Below are 16,311 nucleotides of genomic sequence, written 5' to 3'. Positions count from 1 at the left end.
TGAATTTACAGGATCATAGAAAAAGAGGGGAAGAATTCGTTATGGTATCCGGGCAGGAATACAGAAAAATGCTGGAAGCACTTTCCGATGCTCCGGCTCAGGAAAGCAGGCAAGTGGCTGCTGCGCAGCAACCTGCCCCCCAAGCTGCACCGCAACCAACACCTCAACCCCAAATCACACAGGAACAATCTAGACCAACAGCTGCGCCTCCATCCTCTACTATAGAGGAAAGAACTGGAAGAACAGAGCCGGAGACTGTAACGGAAAACAGGTCAACAAGGCCAGAAACAAATGTTCCAAGACCTACTGAACCTGCACCAGTAGCAGAGCCACAGCCTGCAAGGACTGCCAATGAAACAGGTAGGGTCCATGTGGTGGCTCCAGGTGAGACTTTATTCCGATTGAGTCAAAACTATAATGTGAGTGTGGATGACATCAAAAGATGGAATAACCTTTCTGATAACACCATTAGGGTAGGCCAGGAGATAAAACTACAAGCAACATCAACGTCTGCCAGGTCGGTCCAAACCAGTACTCCTGCAGCAGCTCCGAGAGCAACGGAAACCGTGACAGGCAGTGGTACAATTATCCATACCGTAGTCAGTGGAGAGACACTATTCCGGCTTAGCCAAAACTATGGTGTGAGTGTAGATGATATCAAAAAATGGAACAACTTACCGGACAATACCATTACAGTGGGACAAAGAATAACTATCTATAAGCCCTAAATAAACGAGCACACTGATTCATGATTAAAAAGCTGGTATTGGCAGTTTTAATTTTATTGGGATCCTTGAGCCTTTCAAAAGCTCAGGATCCTTTAATTTTGGCGGACACCTTACTGATTGCAGGCGACACCATCATTATGATCGGTGATTCCATTATCGTCAAGCAAAAGATAAAACCTGTCTATTGGGAAAAAGGAGGGAATTTTAATTTGAGTATACAGCAGGTAAGCCTTTCAAACTGGAATGCGGGAGGGGCAAGTAACCTTGCCATGAATACAGGACTGGTGATGTTTGCCAACTACAAAAAAGATAAAATCATCTGGGACAGTAAACTTACAGTGAATGCAGGCTTCAACCGTCAGGCTGATCGGAGATTTAAAACCAGAAAAACCAATGACAACTTTATCTTTATCAGTAAATACGGTAGAGAGCTGACGGAGTCTTGGTATTTATCCACACAAATTGATGCACGGACCCAATTACTGGCTGGTTATCGTTATTTCAGACCAGCAGGGGCAGAGTTGGATTCCCGTAACCGGCTATCAGATTTTCTAGCACCGGCATATGTACAGTCATCCACAGGTCTCAATTATAGGAAAGAATACGACAATAATGACAGAATATCATTGATAGCCTCACCGTTTACCGGAAGGTTCACCATAGTATTGGATGATTCATTGAGCAGAGCAGGTGCATTTGGGGTGATTCCAGGAGAAACTGTACGACCTGAGGCAGGGCTATCCTTTGGTTCCACAACCGATATTGGCCTGATGGAAGATATTCGATGGCGTGCTGATCTAAATCTTTTTACCAACTTTGAGCGACTGGGAAACTTTGTGGTAAACTTCAACTCCGTGATCAGTATGAAAGTCAATAAGTACATTACAACACGTATTGAAACCATACTGATCTATGATGAGCGGGTATTTATTCAACAGGAAAGCGGCCCTCCCCGACAGGCCATACAATTTCAGAATATGATTAATTTTGGTTTGGCCCTTGATTTTTAAAAATCTGTCTCCAGCCCAAAGCGCCTTTGAAGTTCCACCAAAGCAGGAGACTTTTCCTTCAGGTACTGTAATTTATCTGTACTGGTGTAGAGCTTTTTCTGACCCTCGACTTCTTCTTCAACGATAACGGCTTCCATGCTTACACTGTAATTATTCAACTTTCTCCTTATTACCTGTAAGACTTCCGGTTTGATTTTGTAGAAAATATCCTGCTGGATCTCCCCATTGAGCTTAAAGGTCACCGTCTCTTGATCAAGGAATACGGGTTGTTTTAAAACAGTCACTTCAAGGTTTTTATGCTGGCTTCTATACTGATCTATCACTGCTTCCAGAACCTGTTGGAGCTTTTCTAAATCGAATTCTTCCGCCAATTGAGGCTGCTTTACAGGTATGGTGGCCTCTTTTATTTCAGAAACTGACTCCTGAACCTCTTTTGGCTTTTCAAGGGCCATTTTTTTGGCAGCAGTCATACTCCCAGGAATCGCAACGGTCTTTTGGACGGGTGTCTTTTTTACTCCAAATAAATTTCCTTCATTTTTGAAGAGTGAAGGCTTTGTGGATCCATTGGAAGGAGCCTCCTGATGTTGATCAATCAGGCTTTTTTTTTTGAATCCTCTTTTGCCAAAGCAGCCAAATGAATGGCCTGGGGAAGTTTGGCCATTTTCATCAATGCCAGTTCTACATGCAATCTCTGATTTTTACTGGCTTTGTATTGGATATCGCATTGGTTACAAATATTCAATGCGGAAAGCAGGAATGAAACTGTACATTCTTGTGCCTGTTGAAGGTACCTTTCCTTGATACTGTCCGAAACCTGGATCAAAGCTATTGTGGCTGAGTCCTTGGAGACCATTAGATCGCGTAGGTGTTCCGTCAGTCCTACAATAAAGTTATGCCCATCAAAACCTTTTTTGAGTATCTCATCAAAAATTAAAAGCACATTGGATATGTTGCCTGCCATTAAAGCATCTAACACCTTGAAATAATAATCATAATCGAGGATGTGCAGGTTACTGATGGTTTCCTGGTAGGTGAGTTTGTTGCCCTCAGAATACGTAACGATGAGATCAAAAATGGAAAGTGCATCCCTCAATGCGCCATCTGCCTTTGTTGCAATCAGCCTTAAGGCTTCCTCCTCCGCTTCTATTTTTTCCTCACCCGCAATGTATCTGAGATGATCGGTGATGTCATTAATCTGGATCCTATTGAAGTCAAAAATCTGACATCTGGAGAGGATGGTAGGAATAATTTTATGTTTCTCCGTGGTGGCCAAAATAAATATGGCATACTTGGGAGGTTCTTCCAGGGTTTTCAAAAAGGCATTGAATGCCTGATTGGACAGCATGTGCACCTCATCAATGATATAGACCTTGTATTGTCCCTGTTGGGGCGCATAACGAACCTGTTCTACCAGGTTTCTGATATCATCTACTGAGTTATTGGAAGCCGCATCCAATTCGTGTACATTGAAAGAGGCATTGTTGTTGAAAGCCTTGCACGAATCGCATTCGTTACAGGCTTCGAAATCTGGGCTTATGTTTTCACAATTGATGGTTTTGGCCAAAATTCTTGCACAGGTTGTTTTACCTACTCCCCTTGGACCACAAAACAGAAAGGCCTGGGCCAAATGATTATTTTTTATGGCATTCTTGAGGGTAGTGGTGATATGCCCTTGTCCCACGACACTTTTAAAATTGGAAGGCCTGTATTTTCTGGCAGAAACAACGAAATTTTCCATCACCGCAAGATATAAAATAATTGCAATTTTGTGCCCAGCATATCAAGCTTAATGCTGGCTTTTTTTTGTAATGCCTTCACTGTTAAATGCTTTAAAAATCAAAAGAAATTCCGGAACGGATGGCGAATATAAACGGAGTGATGGATACTATGGGTTTATCCTCATAGGAATATTCAAAAGAGTTGTTAAATGAAAACCGGTCTGTGATTTTCGTGTTGATATTGGCAGTTCCACTTATCCTGTTTCTAAAGGCACTTATCTCCCGGTCATAACCCACCTGATAATAATTGACCAGGTTCAGGTCCACAAAGTCATTGATGGACCATCTTAAGGAAATATAATTGGAACTCTTTATAAATGAAACCTGCACAAATCCTTCATTTAAAGGATCTTCCCATGTTTCATTTTCATACAGGGCTCCAATACCAAGGATCAAAGTAAGGTCTTCACTCTTTATCAATCTGTTTCGAAAGGTACCTCCAGCAATCCAACGCGGGGCCAGACCACGAAAGTTATCGAAGCTGTACTGCACATAAGTTTCAAAATTCATTTTCTTTTCCCGGTTATACACAGCCCTACCATGTAACAGTCCAAAGTTCAGGAAATCATTGTCATTGATGCGTAAATAGTCAAAATTTGAGACCAAAACGAAAGCATGCTTTCCTGTATGGTACATGGAATTGATATCCCATTTATAACCGAATAGATTTACGGGAGCATCTGCCGCTGCACTTCTATTGTAGATATTGAGTCCGGCAGTAGCTTTGATCATCAGATTTTTGGTACTGTCTTTTTCCAGCCTGTACCTTTCGATATTCAGGATCTGGGCATTCGAAGTAAAGGAAATCAAAAAGAGGAGGTTGAAAATAATTTTTCTCAAAACGGATTAATTTTTTCAAGTGCAAAGGTTTGGATTTTTGAATCGGAATCCAAAATTATTGTCCTTGAATCTCGATGCAGTCCATCTGGCATTTATTTCTTTATACTTATTGGACTTGCCTTAAAATGATTCACAAGCAAAGGTCATTTGGAACCAATTTTGATTTATATTTGTCATCCCTTTAAATAAAACGGGGCTGACCGGTTTTGACAGTAGGTGTAAAGATCGGGCTCGCATGTCAGGTGGAGTATGTACGCCTGTGAATCATTCATACGAACTATAATTGGCGAAACTCGTTACGCCATGGCTGCCTAATCTAACCCTCAGGGGATTTAGATAATGCTTAAAGGGTTGAGATTCGATAGATTCTCCCCGGCCACATCCCACCATCCGTTGCGCTGTCCGGTTGGAATTGGGGTGTCGACTTGACAGGGCTGCTCCCAGTGAGGCTACTAAGCCGGGTTAAGATCAGTGGCTAAGCTGTTGTCAGGTGTGTCATCCAGCAAACAACAGTCGAAAACCCAACAGGTGACTAAACATGTAGACGGTACGGTGTTTCCCTATCTGGACGCGAGTTCGAATCTCGCCAGCTCCACAAAAAATCCCTTTCTTCCTCAAAAATCTGCGATTTTCAGAGGGGAAAGGGATTTTGGTTTTTATTAGGTTTATGTTAATTCATAAAGCGTCCTAAAGTGTTTCAATTACAAGTCACCATTCCTGTTAATTAAATCATATTAAAAAATCACTTTTTATTGGGTTTCTGCATATAGCAAATTGATGATTTTCCATTCTTATATATTAAGACGAAATTAACTCCCTATTCCAAATCATACCATTCTACTTCCAAAGGCTTCCTTCTCCCCCTTGCTTCTGGAGCATAATGGGTGGAAAGGTAAGCCACGATGGATTCTTCGTTCGTTCCCAAATCCCATAATCCCTGGGTCTCCTGCATCCAACGGATCACATTGATCCATCCCTCCTTGGTGAATCGATTTTGGGTAACCAGTTTGGCAGAATGGCAGTTGGTGCAATTTCCTATCACCAACTCAAGTCCTTCACCAACTTTGAAACCTGTTGGAACATGGACACCCTCGCTGATCTCTTCCTCTATTGTTACCGGATTTCCGGTAGGCAGTTCCGGTTTATCGGAGACTGATAGCCACTCCGGCTCAGTATACAACAACAAAATAGAAACAATTGCAGTAAGTACCAAAACCACTAACAAAGCAGCCAATCCAGCTAAGGCTACAAGTATTTTTCTGGGACTTTGTTCTTTCATTTTATACTAATTTGACTGCAACGCGGTGGCAGGCATTATTCAGGTACCCTTTTGGGTTCCAATTGGGCACCACCATGGGTTGGCTTATTCCTTTGTCATCGGTCGCTTTGACCCAGACTTCATAATAACCTTTCAAAGGAAATTCTATTTTGGCCGAAAAATGTTGCCAGGCCAATCTATTGATTGGCCTTTCCAGATTGCAAGCCCTCCAGGTACTGCCAAAATCTATGGAATATTCCACGTGGTTTACCGCAGCTTCTCCTGCCCAGGCGTGTCCCCTGATTGCAAGCGTTTGACCAAAAGCTACCTGTGCACCAGATTTGGGATAAGTAATAATAGAACGCACTGGCATGGATTCAATTATCCGCATGTCTTCACTGTCTGCGGTGGTTCCTGGTTCAATGGGTGATATTGGAACCCGATATGAAGGTGCTTCCATTTTCTCTCCATCATGTACTTTGTCTCTCACAGAAATTGCTTTCAGCCATTTTCCAGATGCGGAGGCGGGAAACCCACCAGCAACCAACCTTAAAGGATAACCATGTATAAAAGGCAATTCCTGATTATTCATTGTAAAAGCCAATAAGGTTTCATCCTGCAGGGCCTTCCATATAGGAATCCCTCTTGATATGGATGCTTTCTTGGGATCTCCACTTAAGTGGCTGTCCAAACCATGGTAACCGATATAAACAGCATCATTTTTTAATCCCACATCTTCCAATAAATCTCTCAATCTCACGCCTGTCCACTTGGCGCAAGAAACAGCTCCAACCCCCCATTGATTGCCTTCGGCAGGAGGGTAAAATTCTCCTCTTCCATTTCCCCCACATTCCAAAACCAAATAATAGGAATAAGTCTTGAACTTATTTTTCAATTCCTCCATATTGTAAGTTTTGGCTTTAATGACAGACTCCCCATATATAGTAAAGGTCCATTCTTCCAAGTTAATTTGCTCCGGAAGAAGTCCATTGTTTCTGATAAACATTTTGGAAACAGGTGTCTCTCTGTCATCCAATAAGTGAACGGGGGTTTCTACATTCCAAGGTCTGTCATTCAGCACAGTGAGGGAGGGATCTTTGCCCATGGATTTCAAACTATCCTGTTCCTCCATAAGTACAGGAAGGTATCCTTTGGGCATTTTATCTGCAAAAACAATATGGGCTCCCAATGCAGACGAAATAGATGCCAGACTGATTTTTTTTATGAAAGTTCTTCTTTCCTTTTTCACAGGTAAATCTATTGAATATTGAAAATAAGGCATCAATCGGCCTTATCCAAAAAATCCATGTAAATGCCTTCAAACAATAGCTCGCTGAAGCTGTTAGATAGATACTAAACCATAAAATATTTTAACTATGTCAGAATCAAAACAAAACATCCAATCTTGGCCTGATCTGGCCATCGGACTTTATGAAAAACTTACAGGGAAAGGTGCCGTAATCTCTTATGAATTTGAAGATTTCAATCTTGGAGTTCCAAGGGAAGTAGGTTCAAATGATGTGACAAATTGGAAGATTAATGGTAAGCTAAAAATTTCTACCTCTGAAAAATAAGCAGATATGCAACCTGTTCAATTGATCGCCGATTTGCACATTAAAAATGAATACCTTGAAATTGATATTCTCAGCAATGAAAAGGAGATTGCAATAGCCATCATTGGGGAAAGTATTCCAAAGATTAAATTGCCTTTAAAACAGGTTTTTGGAATTATTAAAAATAATCCTTTCTCTACAGATCAGGTAGTATCCGTAGTTTACAATCAAAAAGAGATTTACCATTCCGGTAAATCTCTTGTTTCAAAATACAATTATTTTTTTCTACTGAGGACACTATTTAAGAACCTTTTTTAAGTTCCGAAATAAGAATTGAGCTCTTCCACCATTTCAGATTTTTCCTTTAAATCCTTGATGACTTTGCCTTTTTCCAAAAGCACGATGCGGTCGCAGATCTCTGTCACATGGTTAAGGTCATGGCTGGAAATCAGGAAAGTCACATTAGAACGTTCTTTTTCCTGCTGTATCAACTTCTTCAATCTCACCTGAGAGCTTGGATCCAAATTTTCAAAAGGTTCGTCCAACATCACCACTTCAGGATTTCCCATCATGGCTGCGGCGATGCCTACCTTTTTTAGATTTCCTTTAGAAAGGTCTCTTATGTATTTCTTTTTACCTATAATCTCTTCATTAAAGAGCTCTTCAAACTTTTGAAGGTGCAAATGCAAATCCTCTTCAGAGAGCTGATAGATTTTTTGTAAGGTTTCAAAATACTCATCCGGAGTAAGGTAGCTTAGCAGCATATGTTCATCCAAAAAAGCGCCTATTCTGGATTTCCAATCTTCAGTTTTTGCCACATCCACCTCATCCAACATCACTTGGCCTTCCGTGGCCCTTACCAAGTCCAACATAATCCTAAAAAGGGTGGTTTTACCTGCCCCATTATTACCTACCAACCCGAAGCACTCTCCTTTTGGGATAAAAAGTGTTTCTACATCCAGCACTACTGCATCTTTGTACTGTTTTTTGAGATTTTGTACGCGTATCATAATTCTTGTCTAAAAGAGGATGAAATCTGATATTTATTGGAAAGTACCCTTTGAACGGAAATTTGAGATAGATATGGAAAAGCAATTACTCCAATGCCTCCCAAAATGGCCATGGCTGATAATCCGGCATATTGGTTCAGCAAAAGGGCAAATGGTAAATAGACGATATATGGTGCCACAAGCATAGGAATTACCATAAGAAATTGGGCAATGCCCACTCCTTCATAATTGAACATAGCCCCTTTGTTGAGGTCCATGGGCTTGGGTTTCCAAAGTGCCAAATACACCACAAAATGCATAACCACTCCAATATTAAAAAGAAACGCAGCGCTATGGATCAGTAAAATATCCCATCCAAAATAAACATAGGGTACTGACAACAAATAACACAATACCGAGGTAGCAATAAACAAGAGGTATTTCCCCTTTACCAATGCCTGCACACCATCTCTCCTACTCAGAAAGAAATCAAAATTGGCAGAATTCCAACTGAGGAAGAGTTGCCCATATTGCAGCATGAAAATTCCAGTAATAAAGGAGCCCACAAAAACAAAGAGGTGGCTAAATCCCTCATCCGTCTTGTATTGAGGGTTGGTATAAAATATCAGTCCATATAGCAGGAAAAACCCTGCCAACATCAGATAAGTCCTGCTTTTTTTATGCCTGATGATCAATTTCCACTCCAGATTGGCCAATTCACCAGCCAGTCCAAATCGATTGAATATTCCCAAATTTCGATTAAGAAACCGCCCTTCCTCTTCTTCAACCAAGTCTTCCAGGTATGCATTATTGAGGTGATAATTGTACGACAACCCATACATTACCAAAAATACAAGTGTCATGATCAAAGGTGGAATTATGGAATTCAAAGACCAATCAAAAATTGGCTTCATGATGGCACCTAAATTAAACCAACCATAATAATTAGAACCTGCTCCCAGCAATAGTACAGCGAATACCACTGCAAGGCCCATTATGCTATCTTCAAACTTTTGCTTGAACCAAAGCATCAGCCAATGCAGGGACCAACTGCTCATTAACACCGCGCCAAGCCAGGACCAAGCAGCAAAATCACCAAACCTTGGGGCTATTTCCTTGAAAGCAAATGGAGTGAATAACAAAGGTGCAATCAAAGTCAAGGGAGAGATAAAGCTCCTTCCCAAAAGGAAATGTATAATCCAGCTTTTCTTAATTGGCAAATGCAGAAAATGCTGCAATTCCATTACCGGAAGCTTTTGTACAAAATACCTGTAGATGAATTCAAATAAATAAAAATAAATCAACACGCCACTTAGGGTGGCATAGGCATCAGGGCTTTCAAAACCTTTTTCTATGACTTCTTTCAGAAAAAGCCCTAATATCAAAACATAAGAAAGCAATACGATAGCCAAAAATCCTAAAAATACTGCAACCAGTATACTTTTAGCAAAAGCGGTGGAACGCATTGTTTTTAAGAGTTCCAACCTCAATAAAGTAAAGATCATAAGCCAATCAGCATGTGGTTTAGGGAATAAAATCTATTTTTGATTTTGAATATAAGCAAAAATAGATTTATAGTTTTTATAAGTTTATTAAAAATTGACGAAATGAAGGAAATAAATGATAAAACAGGATTTTTTGGACTTGTTCATGCACGCAGGTCGGTTAGAATCTTTGATCAAGAATCGCCTTTTGATCATGAATTGGTTCAAAAATGCTTGGAAGCATCAGTACTTGCCCCAAACAGTAGCAATTTACAGCTTTGGGAATTTTACAGGGTTCCAGAATCTTCACCCCTAAAAGTGAAGCTTGCTAAGCTTTGTATGAAACAAAAAGCGGCAACGACTGCACGAGAACTGGTAGTGATAGTGGCTAGAAGAGATCTCTGGAAAATAAGGGCTAAAGCCAATTACGATCATATTCAAGAAAGATTTAAAAATGCCCCTACCCATAAACAAAAGCAAGCCCTATCTTATTTTGGCAGCCTGATTCCCAAACTCTATTCCAAATACCCACTTTGGTCTTTTGTAAAAAAGACGATCGCATTCTTGGTAGGTTTACAGAGACCCATGGTCAGGGAGGTCAGCGAAACTGATGTACGGATTTCTGTCCATAAAAGTGTAGCCTTGGCAGCCATGACCTTTATGTATGCTATGAAAGCTGAAGGCTATGACACTTGCCCTATGGAAGGTTTTGATGCGTTGAGGGTCAAAAAGCTATTGCAATTGCCTTCCGGCGCCGAAATTAACATGATCATTGCTTGCGGTAAAGGTCTTCCAGAGGGAGTTTATGGAGATAGGTTTAGGATTGAAAGTGAAAAGGTTATCTTCGAAAAATAGGTGGAACCATTAAGGAGTTAAGGCTTTTAAGGATTTCATTAAGAGTTGCAAGAGCCAAGTAAAAAGCGATGCATGCGATGTGGTGCGCATGTCGAACCAAGCTTGTAGAAGTGTAAAAGAGGACTGGCCGGCAGGAAAATGTCCCTTTGGACATTTTTAGGCAAGAGCCAGGGTGCAGGGTGGGATTCAAAGTATAAAGTAGGTTACGAGATGAATGAAGTACCGTCATGCTGAGATTTTAAAATTTGGCATTTACAGAAAGGCAATGACATCTTATTACTACGTCATTCTGATCCCGAGTAATTCGGGAGAAGAATCTCCTCTATTTTGGGAGACTCTTCGCTTGGCTCAGCGTGACGATTCCGGTGCTCTATGTACTACTTATAAACTTATCCGATTATATCCGATTAGAATTTGAAAGATACTTGAAACAAGAATAAATTCATTCCAAAGTAGTTTCATGTATGAATAAAAAAAATCACTCAGTTATCATATGATGTGCTTGGTTGCGCAATAAATGTACATAGAGAGGTCGGACCAGACCTTTTGGAAAGTGTTTATCAAAAATGTCTAACCTATGAATTGAAATCAAAAGGTTTTAAGGTAATGCAGCAAGTTAAAGCACCTTTGTATTACAAAGAGCTTAGTCTTGAGGTGGAATTAAAAGCAGACCTAATAGTTAATGAATCATTGATAATTGAGCTAAAAACTGTTGGTTTTCTTTTACCTGTTCATGAGGCCCAATTATTAACCTACATAAGGCTTTTGAAAATCCCACAAGGTTTATTGATGATTTTTTTTCAGATAACCTTTCAAAAAACACTATTCCAATGGTAAATGAATATTTCAAATCGTTACCTGATTGAAAACTAAATGAAAGCCTTTCTACCTTAACTTCTCAATGATGGAAAACCAACTTAGTACCCGTACTTCCCCTTCCACCTATCCTTCAAAAACCTCCTCAGTTCATTCTCGCGGGCATTGCTCCCTGGTTCATAAAGCTTGGAGTTTTTGATATCATCTGGCAAAAACTCTTGTTGCACGAAATTGTCCGCATAATCATGGGCATACTTATACGCTTTCCCGTAATTCAGATCCTTCATAAGCTTGGTTGGGGCATTACGGAGATGTAAGGGAACAGGTAGATCACCGGTTTCCTTGACCAAAGCCTGAGCTTTGTTGATCGCCATATAAGAGGCATTGCTTTTAGGGCAGCTTGCAAGATATGTGACACACTGAGAGAGAATTATTCTTGCCTCGGGGTAACCAATGATTTTGACTGCTTCAAAGCAGTTTGTGGCGAGCAGCAAAGCATTTGGATTGGCATTGCCGATGTCTTCAGATGCGAGAATCACCAAGCGTCGCGCAATAAACTTCACATCTTCTCCTCCCTCTATCATTCTTGCCAACCAATACACGGCAGCATTGGGATCAGAACCCCGGATGGATTTGATAAATGCGGAGATGATATCATAATGTTGCTCGCCTGACTTGTCATAAAGCGCTACTTTTTGCTGTGCGATGGTGGTCACAATTTCATTGGTAATGACACAGGGATCTTCATTGATTCCTTCGATGACAATTTCAAAAAGGTTCAATAGTTTCCGACCGTCTCCTCCAGACAGCCTCAACAAAGCTTCAGTTTCTTTTAACTCAACCGATTTCTTTTTCAGCAAAACATCCTTTTCCAAAGCCTGAACCAGCATCCCCTCCAACTCGGTTTTTCCCAATGGATTTAAAGTGAATACCTGACACCTTGAAAGCAAGGCAGCATTGACTTCAAAGGACGGGTTTTCTGTCGTTGCACCTATCAAGCGGATCACACCTTTCTCTACCGCTCCCAATAAGGCATCTTGTTGAGATTTGTTGAAGCGGTGGATTTCATCAATAAAAAGTACCACGCCCATTTGAAACCTTGCTTTCTCGATTACTTCACGGATATCCTTCACTCCAGAGCTGACCGCACTCAAAGTATAAAAAGGAGCTTTTATTTCATTGGCAATGATATTGGCAATGGTGGTCTTGCCCACTCCCGGAGGTCCCCAAAGGATCAGCGAGGGCACATTACCGGATTTTATGGCTTTATGCAAAAAAGAAGTTGGCGCCGTCAGGTGTTCCTGCCCAATAAGTTCTTCCAATCGGGAAGGGCGCATACGTTCTGCCAAGGGGGTACTGTCGATCATTTGTCCCGGAAATTTTGAAGATGCAAATTAATAATAAGGAGGGAATTAAAAGTACTATCCCTCAAATAAGGAAATGTCAGACAAAGGTCTAGAACTGGTATGAACAGCTAATACACTAATATTAGCTTCATCAAAAATAACGTAAATGATCCTATAATTTCTGAAAATAAGCTCCCTGACAAATCGGTTGTTTAATTCCGGAACAATTCTCCCGATTTCTGGAAATTGAGACAATAAAATCTATTAGGAAAAAATTAAATCTACAAGTTCTTCAGCAAATGCGGTTGAAATTTCACTGTAAAACTTTCGGATTTCAAAAATATCTTCAACTGCTTGTTTGGACCATTTTACTTTGACCATTCTTTAATCAGTTTTTTCGCCTGATCTGATGTATAAGAATCCCCCTTTTTTGCCTGCTCCATGCCAACTTGAACTTTGTTAAGCAAGATCAATTTATCCATTAAATCATCAATGGAAAATTCTTTTGGCATGGTTTTCAACGTTTCCAATACTTTCTCTTTTGTAATCATTTGTCAACTTTTTATCTAATATCTCGAAGGATCAATCTAGAACACAGACTGGTTTACAAAGTAGCCCTCGATTCAATATAAATTCTTCAATGCAGGTACCACTATTAACCAAACATTAAAAGAAAGAGTTAATTTCATAGGCCAAAAAATGATCTTACATCTTGAAATAAATATCAACCAATATCAACTATACATTACTCTGCACCTTTTTCCATATTTTTCGCGAAGCATATTTCCACAATATTTCTACTATATCTCCTTTATTCTTTCCCCAAAACTCTCCAACATCTCATCATCAAAATCCAAATGCGTCACAAACCTGATTTGATCCTTGCCGAATTTGACAGCCTTGATACCTTGGATCTCCAATTTTTGAAGCATTTCCGCCGGTGTAATGCCGATCAATCTGGCAATTACTATATTGGTCATCACTGGGAAAACTTCCGATACCATAGGGTGATCCGCTAACATGGCTCCCAACCTTCTGGCCCTGTCATGATCTTCCTTTAGCCTGTCCACATGATTATCCAGGGCATATATGGCAGCAGCGGCTAAAAACCCTGCCTGACGCATCCCTCCACCGAAAGCCTTCCTAACTTTCCTGGCTCTTTTGATATCCGTCATACTTCCCAGAAGTACCGAACCCACCGGGCAACCCAAGCCCTTACTCAGACAAACGGAAATGGTATTAAACATCGCTCCCCAATCCTTAAGACTCTCTCCTGTTTCTACCCAAGCATTGAAAAAGCGGGCTCCATCCAGATGCAATTTCAAACCGTGTTGCTCACAGATGGCTTTGATAGGCTTGATTTCTTCCAAAGTATAAATGCTTCCTCCACCTTTGTTCATGGTGTTTTCCAGAGAAACCAAGGTAGTCTCCGGTGCATGTACATCATCTGGATTGATGGAATCCAAAATATCCTGAGGGCTGATTTTTCCATAAGGTCCATCAAGCAATTTGACCGAAGCATGGGAATTCGACATAATTCCCCCACCTTCATAAAGGTAAATATGGGAATATTTGTGACATATCACCTCTGTCTGCAAGCTGGTATGCAGGCGTATGGCTATCTGATTGGTCATGGTGCCCGAGGGACAAAATAAGCCAGCTTCCATTCCGAACATTCCTGCGAGTTTTTGCTCCAGTGCATTGACAGTTGGGTCTTCTCCAAAGACATCATCTCCCACTTCAGCAGCCCACATGGCGGCTAACATACTTTCGGTAGGTTTGGTGAGGGTATCAGAACGTAAATCTATTATCATATGTAATATTTAAAGGAAATAACGATGAAATACACGCCGTGAAATAATTTGAAATATCGTAGAAATATGGCTTCGCCGAAATAGAATGAAATATATATTCACATTTTATCATTATGATGATCAACAATATTTCAATTGTATTTCCAATGTATGTCTACCCTATTTCAACTTTATTTCTATTGTATTTCTATTGTATTTCAACTTTATTTCGATCATTTTTCTACCTTATTTCAAAATACTTCTTTTTCGAACTCTCCTCTGGAATCAATCCTCTGATCGCTTCTGCCGCTTCAATAGGCCGGTCAGTGGCAAGAATATCCGCTCCTTTTTCAACAAACTCCGCATAGATTTGATCTCCGCGGGCAATGGCACTCCGATCTAGGTTTCCCAACACTCCAAGAATAGTAAATACACCTAGATCATGAAGTAGGGCATTAAATTCCTCAGGCCTATCCGTGGTTCCGGTAAATGCAATCCAACGGTCAACAGGAATACCAGATTCCTCAAACCGCTGAAGTTCCTCTTCATTTCTAATCGTCACGGATAACATCAAATCAGGGTGCAGTCTATGCATTTTTTTTGCTGCATTCACACTGTAAGTAATCACAGCTGCATAGGGCTCCGCTTGATGTCTTTTGATAGCATCCACTACCATTTCAAATGGAACCTCTCTTTTTATGTCAACGGTAAATAAGGTCTTCCCTTTTCCCCAAACCAAGGCTTCTTCTAAAGTGGGTACGCGGAAATTTGTTTTACCCCCTTCCTTGTCCACTAAATTCAGTTCCCTGATTTCCTGAAAAGTAAGGTCAATCACCCTTCCCTTCCCCGTTGTGGTCCGATCTACTGTATTGTCATGCATCAATATCAATACAGAATCCTTGGTAATAGCCACATCAAACTCAATAATGGCAGGAGTATACCGGAGTACATGCTCAAATGCTTCGATGGAATTTTCGGGATAACCAAGGTAGGGGCCTCCCCTATGCGCTGAAACCATCGGGATCCTATCAGAAGTCCAGGAATAGAAATCCCTGGCCTCCTCTACCGTGGAAAGCACTAACCTGTACGGATCATTTGATGCAAAAGCTGTATTTTGACTGTCTGAGTTCTCTTTTTTACAGGAAAAAAGAAGCAACAACATCAAAAAGCCATAAATCTTAGTCTTCATTTTTATCTTTTTTAAACCAAAACCCCGAAGAACGTTTTTGGAAAAGCGCTTCCATATCCTGAATTTCCAAATTTAATGCTTTGTTTGAAATCAAAATTTCGATCAATGAAATACCCAAGGAAATCAATAATGCCAACATACTTCCTATAAAAACATAGTTTGCGGCATTTTGGGCTTCAATGAAGATCAGATACATGCAGACCACACACAGTAAAAAACTCAGTACACCACATAATTGCATGTACTTAATCATACTTAAGCGCATTTTCAGGTTATGAATCTGTCCAATAATAATTTCCTCATCAGGGTTTTCCAAATATTTTTTATGAAGCCCTCTGATTAGATTGGCCATCGCTAAAAACCGATTGGTAAAGGCCAGCATCATCAAGGTGATGGCCGAAAAAAGGAGGGCTGGTGTGGAGAGTTGGAGTTCCATTTAATTTGGATTTTTAAAATGCTAATTTGGGAAGAATCCTGTAAAAACAAAACCCAGCTGTGAGCTGGGTTTTGGGTAAGTCTAAATTCAGAATCCAAATAGATTGGAAAAGACAATCAAATATGAATCACCTCATCATAAGCAGCTGCAGCAGCTTCCATGATGGCTTCTGACATGGTTGGGTGAGGGTGAACCGTCTTTATCAGCTCATGCCCTGTAGTCTCCAGTTTGCGAAT

Annotated in this window: 19 protein-coding genes and 1 other RNA gene; 7 read left to right on the top strand and 13 right to left on the bottom strand. The window is 40.5% G+C overall.

The window, feature by feature from the left end:
- Together QZT73_RS14820 and QZT73_RS14815 are read left to right on the top strand one after the other, a co-directional pair.
- A partial coding sequence (locus QZT73_RS14820; RefSeq protein WP_291788967.1) for a LysM peptidoglycan-binding domain-containing protein occupies positions 1–728 on the top strand: 728 nt, incomplete at its 5' end.
- 20 nt (positions 729–748) lie between these two features.
- Positions 749–1,738, top strand: coding sequence for a DUF3078 domain-containing protein (locus tag QZT73_RS14815; protein ID WP_291778305.1), 990 nt, complete (start codon positions 749–751; stop codon positions 1,736–1,738).
- Here QZT73_RS14815 and QZT73_RS14810 read toward each other — a convergent pair.
- From QZT73_RS14810 to QZT73_RS14800, 3 genes are all read right to left on the bottom strand, one after another.
- The gene (locus QZT73_RS14810; protein WP_291788964.1) at positions 1,735–2,190 is read right to left on the bottom strand and encodes a DNA polymerase III subunit gamma/tau; all 456 of its coding nucleotides are present in this window, start codon (positions 2,188–2,190) and stop codon (positions 1,735–1,737) included. The two genes, QZT73_RS14815 and QZT73_RS14810, sit on opposite strands and share 4 nt — an antisense overlap.
- Positions 2,191–2,330: 140 nt before the next feature.
- Positions 2,331–3,476, bottom strand: a complete 1,146-nt coding sequence (locus QZT73_RS14805; protein WP_291788961.1) for a DNA polymerase III subunit gamma/tau — start codon at positions 3,474–3,476, stop codon at positions 2,331–2,333.
- A gap of 91 nt (positions 3,477–3,567) precedes the next feature.
- Positions 3,568–4,356: a DUF481 domain-containing protein gene (locus tag QZT73_RS14800; protein ID WP_291779100.1), complete on the bottom strand. Its 789-nt coding sequence runs from the start codon at positions 4,354–4,356 to the stop codon at positions 3,568–3,570.
- Positions 4,357–4,548: 192 nt separating this feature from the next.
- Between QZT73_RS14800 and ssrA the strand changes: the two genes are divergently transcribed.
- Positions 4,549–4,954: a transfer-messenger RNA gene (gene ssrA / locus QZT73_RS14795) on the top strand.
- 219 nt (positions 4,955–5,173) lie between these two features.
- Here the strand turns inward: ssrA and QZT73_RS14790 are convergent.
- Positions 5,174–5,635: a cytochrome C gene (locus tag QZT73_RS14790; protein WP_291779103.1), complete on the bottom strand. Its 462-nt coding sequence runs from the start codon at positions 5,633–5,635 to the stop codon at positions 5,174–5,176.
- A gap of 1 nt (position 5,636) precedes the next feature.
- The gene (locus tag QZT73_RS14785; protein WP_291779106.1) at positions 5,637–6,896 is read right to left on the bottom strand and encodes a sulfite oxidase; all 1,260 of its coding nucleotides are present in this window, start codon (positions 6,894–6,896) and stop codon (positions 5,637–5,639) included.
- 94 nt (positions 6,897–6,990) lie between these two features.
- Here QZT73_RS14785 and QZT73_RS14780 point away from each other — a divergent pair, with 94 nt between their 5' ends.
- Together QZT73_RS14780 and QZT73_RS14775 are read left to right on the top strand one after the other, a co-directional pair.
- A complete protein-coding gene (locus tag QZT73_RS14780) occupies positions 6,991–7,188 on the top strand; it encodes a hypothetical protein (protein WP_291779109.1) in 198 nt (65 codons plus the stop codon).
- 6 nt (positions 7,189–7,194) lie between these two features.
- Complete coding sequence (locus QZT73_RS14775; RefSeq protein WP_291779111.1) at positions 7,195–7,485, top strand: hypothetical protein; 291 nt, start codon at positions 7,195–7,197, stop codon at positions 7,483–7,485.
- Here QZT73_RS14775 and QZT73_RS14770 read toward each other — a convergent pair.
- Both QZT73_RS14770 and QZT73_RS14765 read right to left on the bottom strand, forming a co-directional pair.
- Positions 7,482–8,177 carry an ABC transporter ATP-binding protein gene (locus tag QZT73_RS14770; RefSeq protein ID WP_291779114.1) on the bottom strand — a complete coding sequence of 232 codons (696 nt, stop codon included), beginning with the start codon at positions 8,175–8,177 and terminating at the stop codon, positions 7,482–7,484. The genes QZT73_RS14775 and QZT73_RS14770 overlap by 4 nt on opposite strands.
- Entirely contained in the window at positions 8,174–9,661 is a 1,488-nt protein-coding gene (locus tag QZT73_RS14765; protein ID WP_291788959.1) for a DUF5687 family protein, read from the bottom strand. Before QZT73_RS14765 ends, QZT73_RS14770 begins: the two co-directional genes overlap by 4 nt.
- A 102-nt stretch (positions 9,662–9,763) precedes the next feature.
- Between QZT73_RS14765 and QZT73_RS14760 the strand changes: the two genes are divergently transcribed.
- Together QZT73_RS14760 and QZT73_RS14755 are read left to right on the top strand one after the other, a co-directional pair.
- Positions 9,764–10,495, top strand: coding sequence for a nitroreductase family protein (locus QZT73_RS14760; RefSeq protein ID WP_291779119.1), 732 nt, complete (start codon positions 9,764–9,766; stop codon positions 10,493–10,495).
- A 498-nt stretch (positions 10,496–10,993) separates the two neighbouring features.
- Complete coding sequence (locus QZT73_RS14755) at positions 10,994–11,332, top strand: GxxExxY protein (protein ID WP_291788957.1); 339 nt, start codon at positions 10,994–10,996, stop codon at positions 11,330–11,332.
- An 80-nt stretch (positions 11,333–11,412) separates the two neighbouring features.
- On the opposite strand, the gene QZT73_RS14750 is transcribed toward QZT73_RS14755, so the two are convergent.
- From QZT73_RS14750 to QZT73_RS14725, 6 genes are all read right to left on the bottom strand, one after another.
- Positions 11,413–12,678, bottom strand: a complete 1,266-nt coding sequence (locus tag QZT73_RS14750; protein ID WP_291788955.1) for a replication-associated recombination protein A — start codon at positions 12,676–12,678, stop codon at positions 11,413–11,415.
- A 54-nt stretch (positions 12,679–12,732) separates the two neighbouring features.
- Positions 12,733–12,912, bottom strand: a complete 180-nt coding sequence (locus QZT73_RS14745; RefSeq protein ID WP_010608505.1) for a type II toxin-antitoxin system RelE/ParE family toxin — start codon at positions 12,910–12,912, stop codon at positions 12,733–12,735.
- Positions 12,913–13,025: 113 nt separating this feature from the next.
- Complete coding sequence (locus QZT73_RS14740; protein ID WP_291788953.1) at positions 13,026–13,208, bottom strand: hypothetical protein; 183 nt, start codon at positions 13,206–13,208, stop codon at positions 13,026–13,028.
- A 249-nt stretch (positions 13,209–13,457) separates the two neighbouring features.
- Positions 13,458–14,471 carry a GntG family PLP-dependent aldolase gene (locus QZT73_RS14735; protein ID WP_291788951.1) on the bottom strand — a complete coding sequence of 338 codons (1,014 nt, stop codon included), beginning with the start codon at positions 14,469–14,471 and terminating at the stop codon, positions 13,458–13,460.
- Positions 14,472–14,691: 220 nt separating this feature from the next.
- On the bottom strand, positions 14,692–15,639 hold the full coding sequence (locus tag QZT73_RS14730) for a glycerophosphodiester phosphodiesterase family protein (protein WP_291788948.1): 948 nt from the start codon (positions 15,637–15,639) through the stop codon (positions 14,692–14,694).
- Positions 15,629–16,075, bottom strand: coding sequence for a DUF2721 domain-containing protein (locus tag QZT73_RS14725; RefSeq protein ID WP_291782116.1), 447 nt, complete (start codon positions 16,073–16,075; stop codon positions 15,629–15,631). Before QZT73_RS14725 ends, QZT73_RS14730 begins: the two co-directional genes overlap by 11 nt.
- Positions 16,076–16,311 lie beyond the last annotated feature (236 nt).

It is taken from the genome of Cecembia sp., from assembly GCF_007126775.1.
GTDB lineage: Bacteria > Bacteroidota > Bacteroidia > Cytophagales > Cyclobacteriaceae > Cecembia.
This window is presented reverse-complemented; position numbering and strand designations above follow the sequence as displayed.

Coding starts and splice junctions, on each gene's coding strand:
- QZT73_RS14810 (WP_291788964.1), bottom strand. CDS start 2,190: ATGGCCCTTGAAAAGCCAAAAGAGGTTCAGGAGTCAGTTTCTGAAATA.
- QZT73_RS14765 (WP_291788959.1), bottom strand. CDS start 9,661: ATGATCTTTACTTTATTGAGGTTGGAACTCTTAAAAACAATGCGTTCC.
- QZT73_RS14815 (WP_291778305.1), top strand. CDS start 749: ATGATTAAAAAGCTGGTATTGGCAGTTTTAATTTTATTGGGATCCTTG.
- QZT73_RS14790 (WP_291779103.1), bottom strand. CDS start 5,635: ATGAAAGAACAAAGTCCCAGAAAAATACTTGTAGCCTTAGCTGGATTG.
- QZT73_RS14740 (WP_291788953.1), bottom strand. CDS start 13,208: ATGATTACAAAAGAGAAAGTATTGGAAACGTTGAAAACCATGCCAAAA.
- QZT73_RS14785 (WP_291779106.1), bottom strand. CDS start 6,896: ATGCCTTATTTTCAATATTCAATAGATTTACCTGTGAAAAAGGAAAGA.
- QZT73_RS14725 (WP_291782116.1), bottom strand. CDS start 16,075: ATGGAACTCCAACTCTCCACACCAGCCCTCCTTTTTTCGGCCATCACC.
- QZT73_RS14730 (WP_291788948.1), bottom strand. CDS start 15,639: ATGAAGACTAAGATTTATGGCTTTTTGATGTTGTTGCTTCTTTTTTCC.
- QZT73_RS14760 (WP_291779119.1), top strand. CDS start 9,764: ATGAAGGAAATAAATGATAAAACAGGATTTTTTGGACTTGTTCATGCA.
- QZT73_RS14775 (WP_291779111.1), top strand. CDS start 7,195: ATGCAACCTGTTCAATTGATCGCCGATTTGCACATTAAAAATGAATAC.
- QZT73_RS14735 (WP_291788951.1), bottom strand. CDS start 14,471: ATGATAATAGATTTACGTTCTGATACCCTCACCAAACCTACCGAAAGT.
- QZT73_RS14750 (WP_291788955.1), bottom strand. CDS start 12,678: ATGATCGACAGTACCCCCTTGGCAGAACGTATGCGCCCTTCCCGATTG.
- QZT73_RS14805 (WP_291788961.1), bottom strand. CDS start 3,476: ATGGAAAATTTCGTTGTTTCTGCCAGAAAATACAGGCCTTCCAATTTT.
- QZT73_RS14770 (WP_291779114.1), bottom strand. CDS start 8,177: ATGATACGCGTACAAAATCTCAAAAAACAGTACAAAGATGCAGTAGTG.
- QZT73_RS14780 (WP_291779109.1), top strand. CDS start 6,991: ATGTCAGAATCAAAACAAAACATCCAATCTTGGCCTGATCTGGCCATC.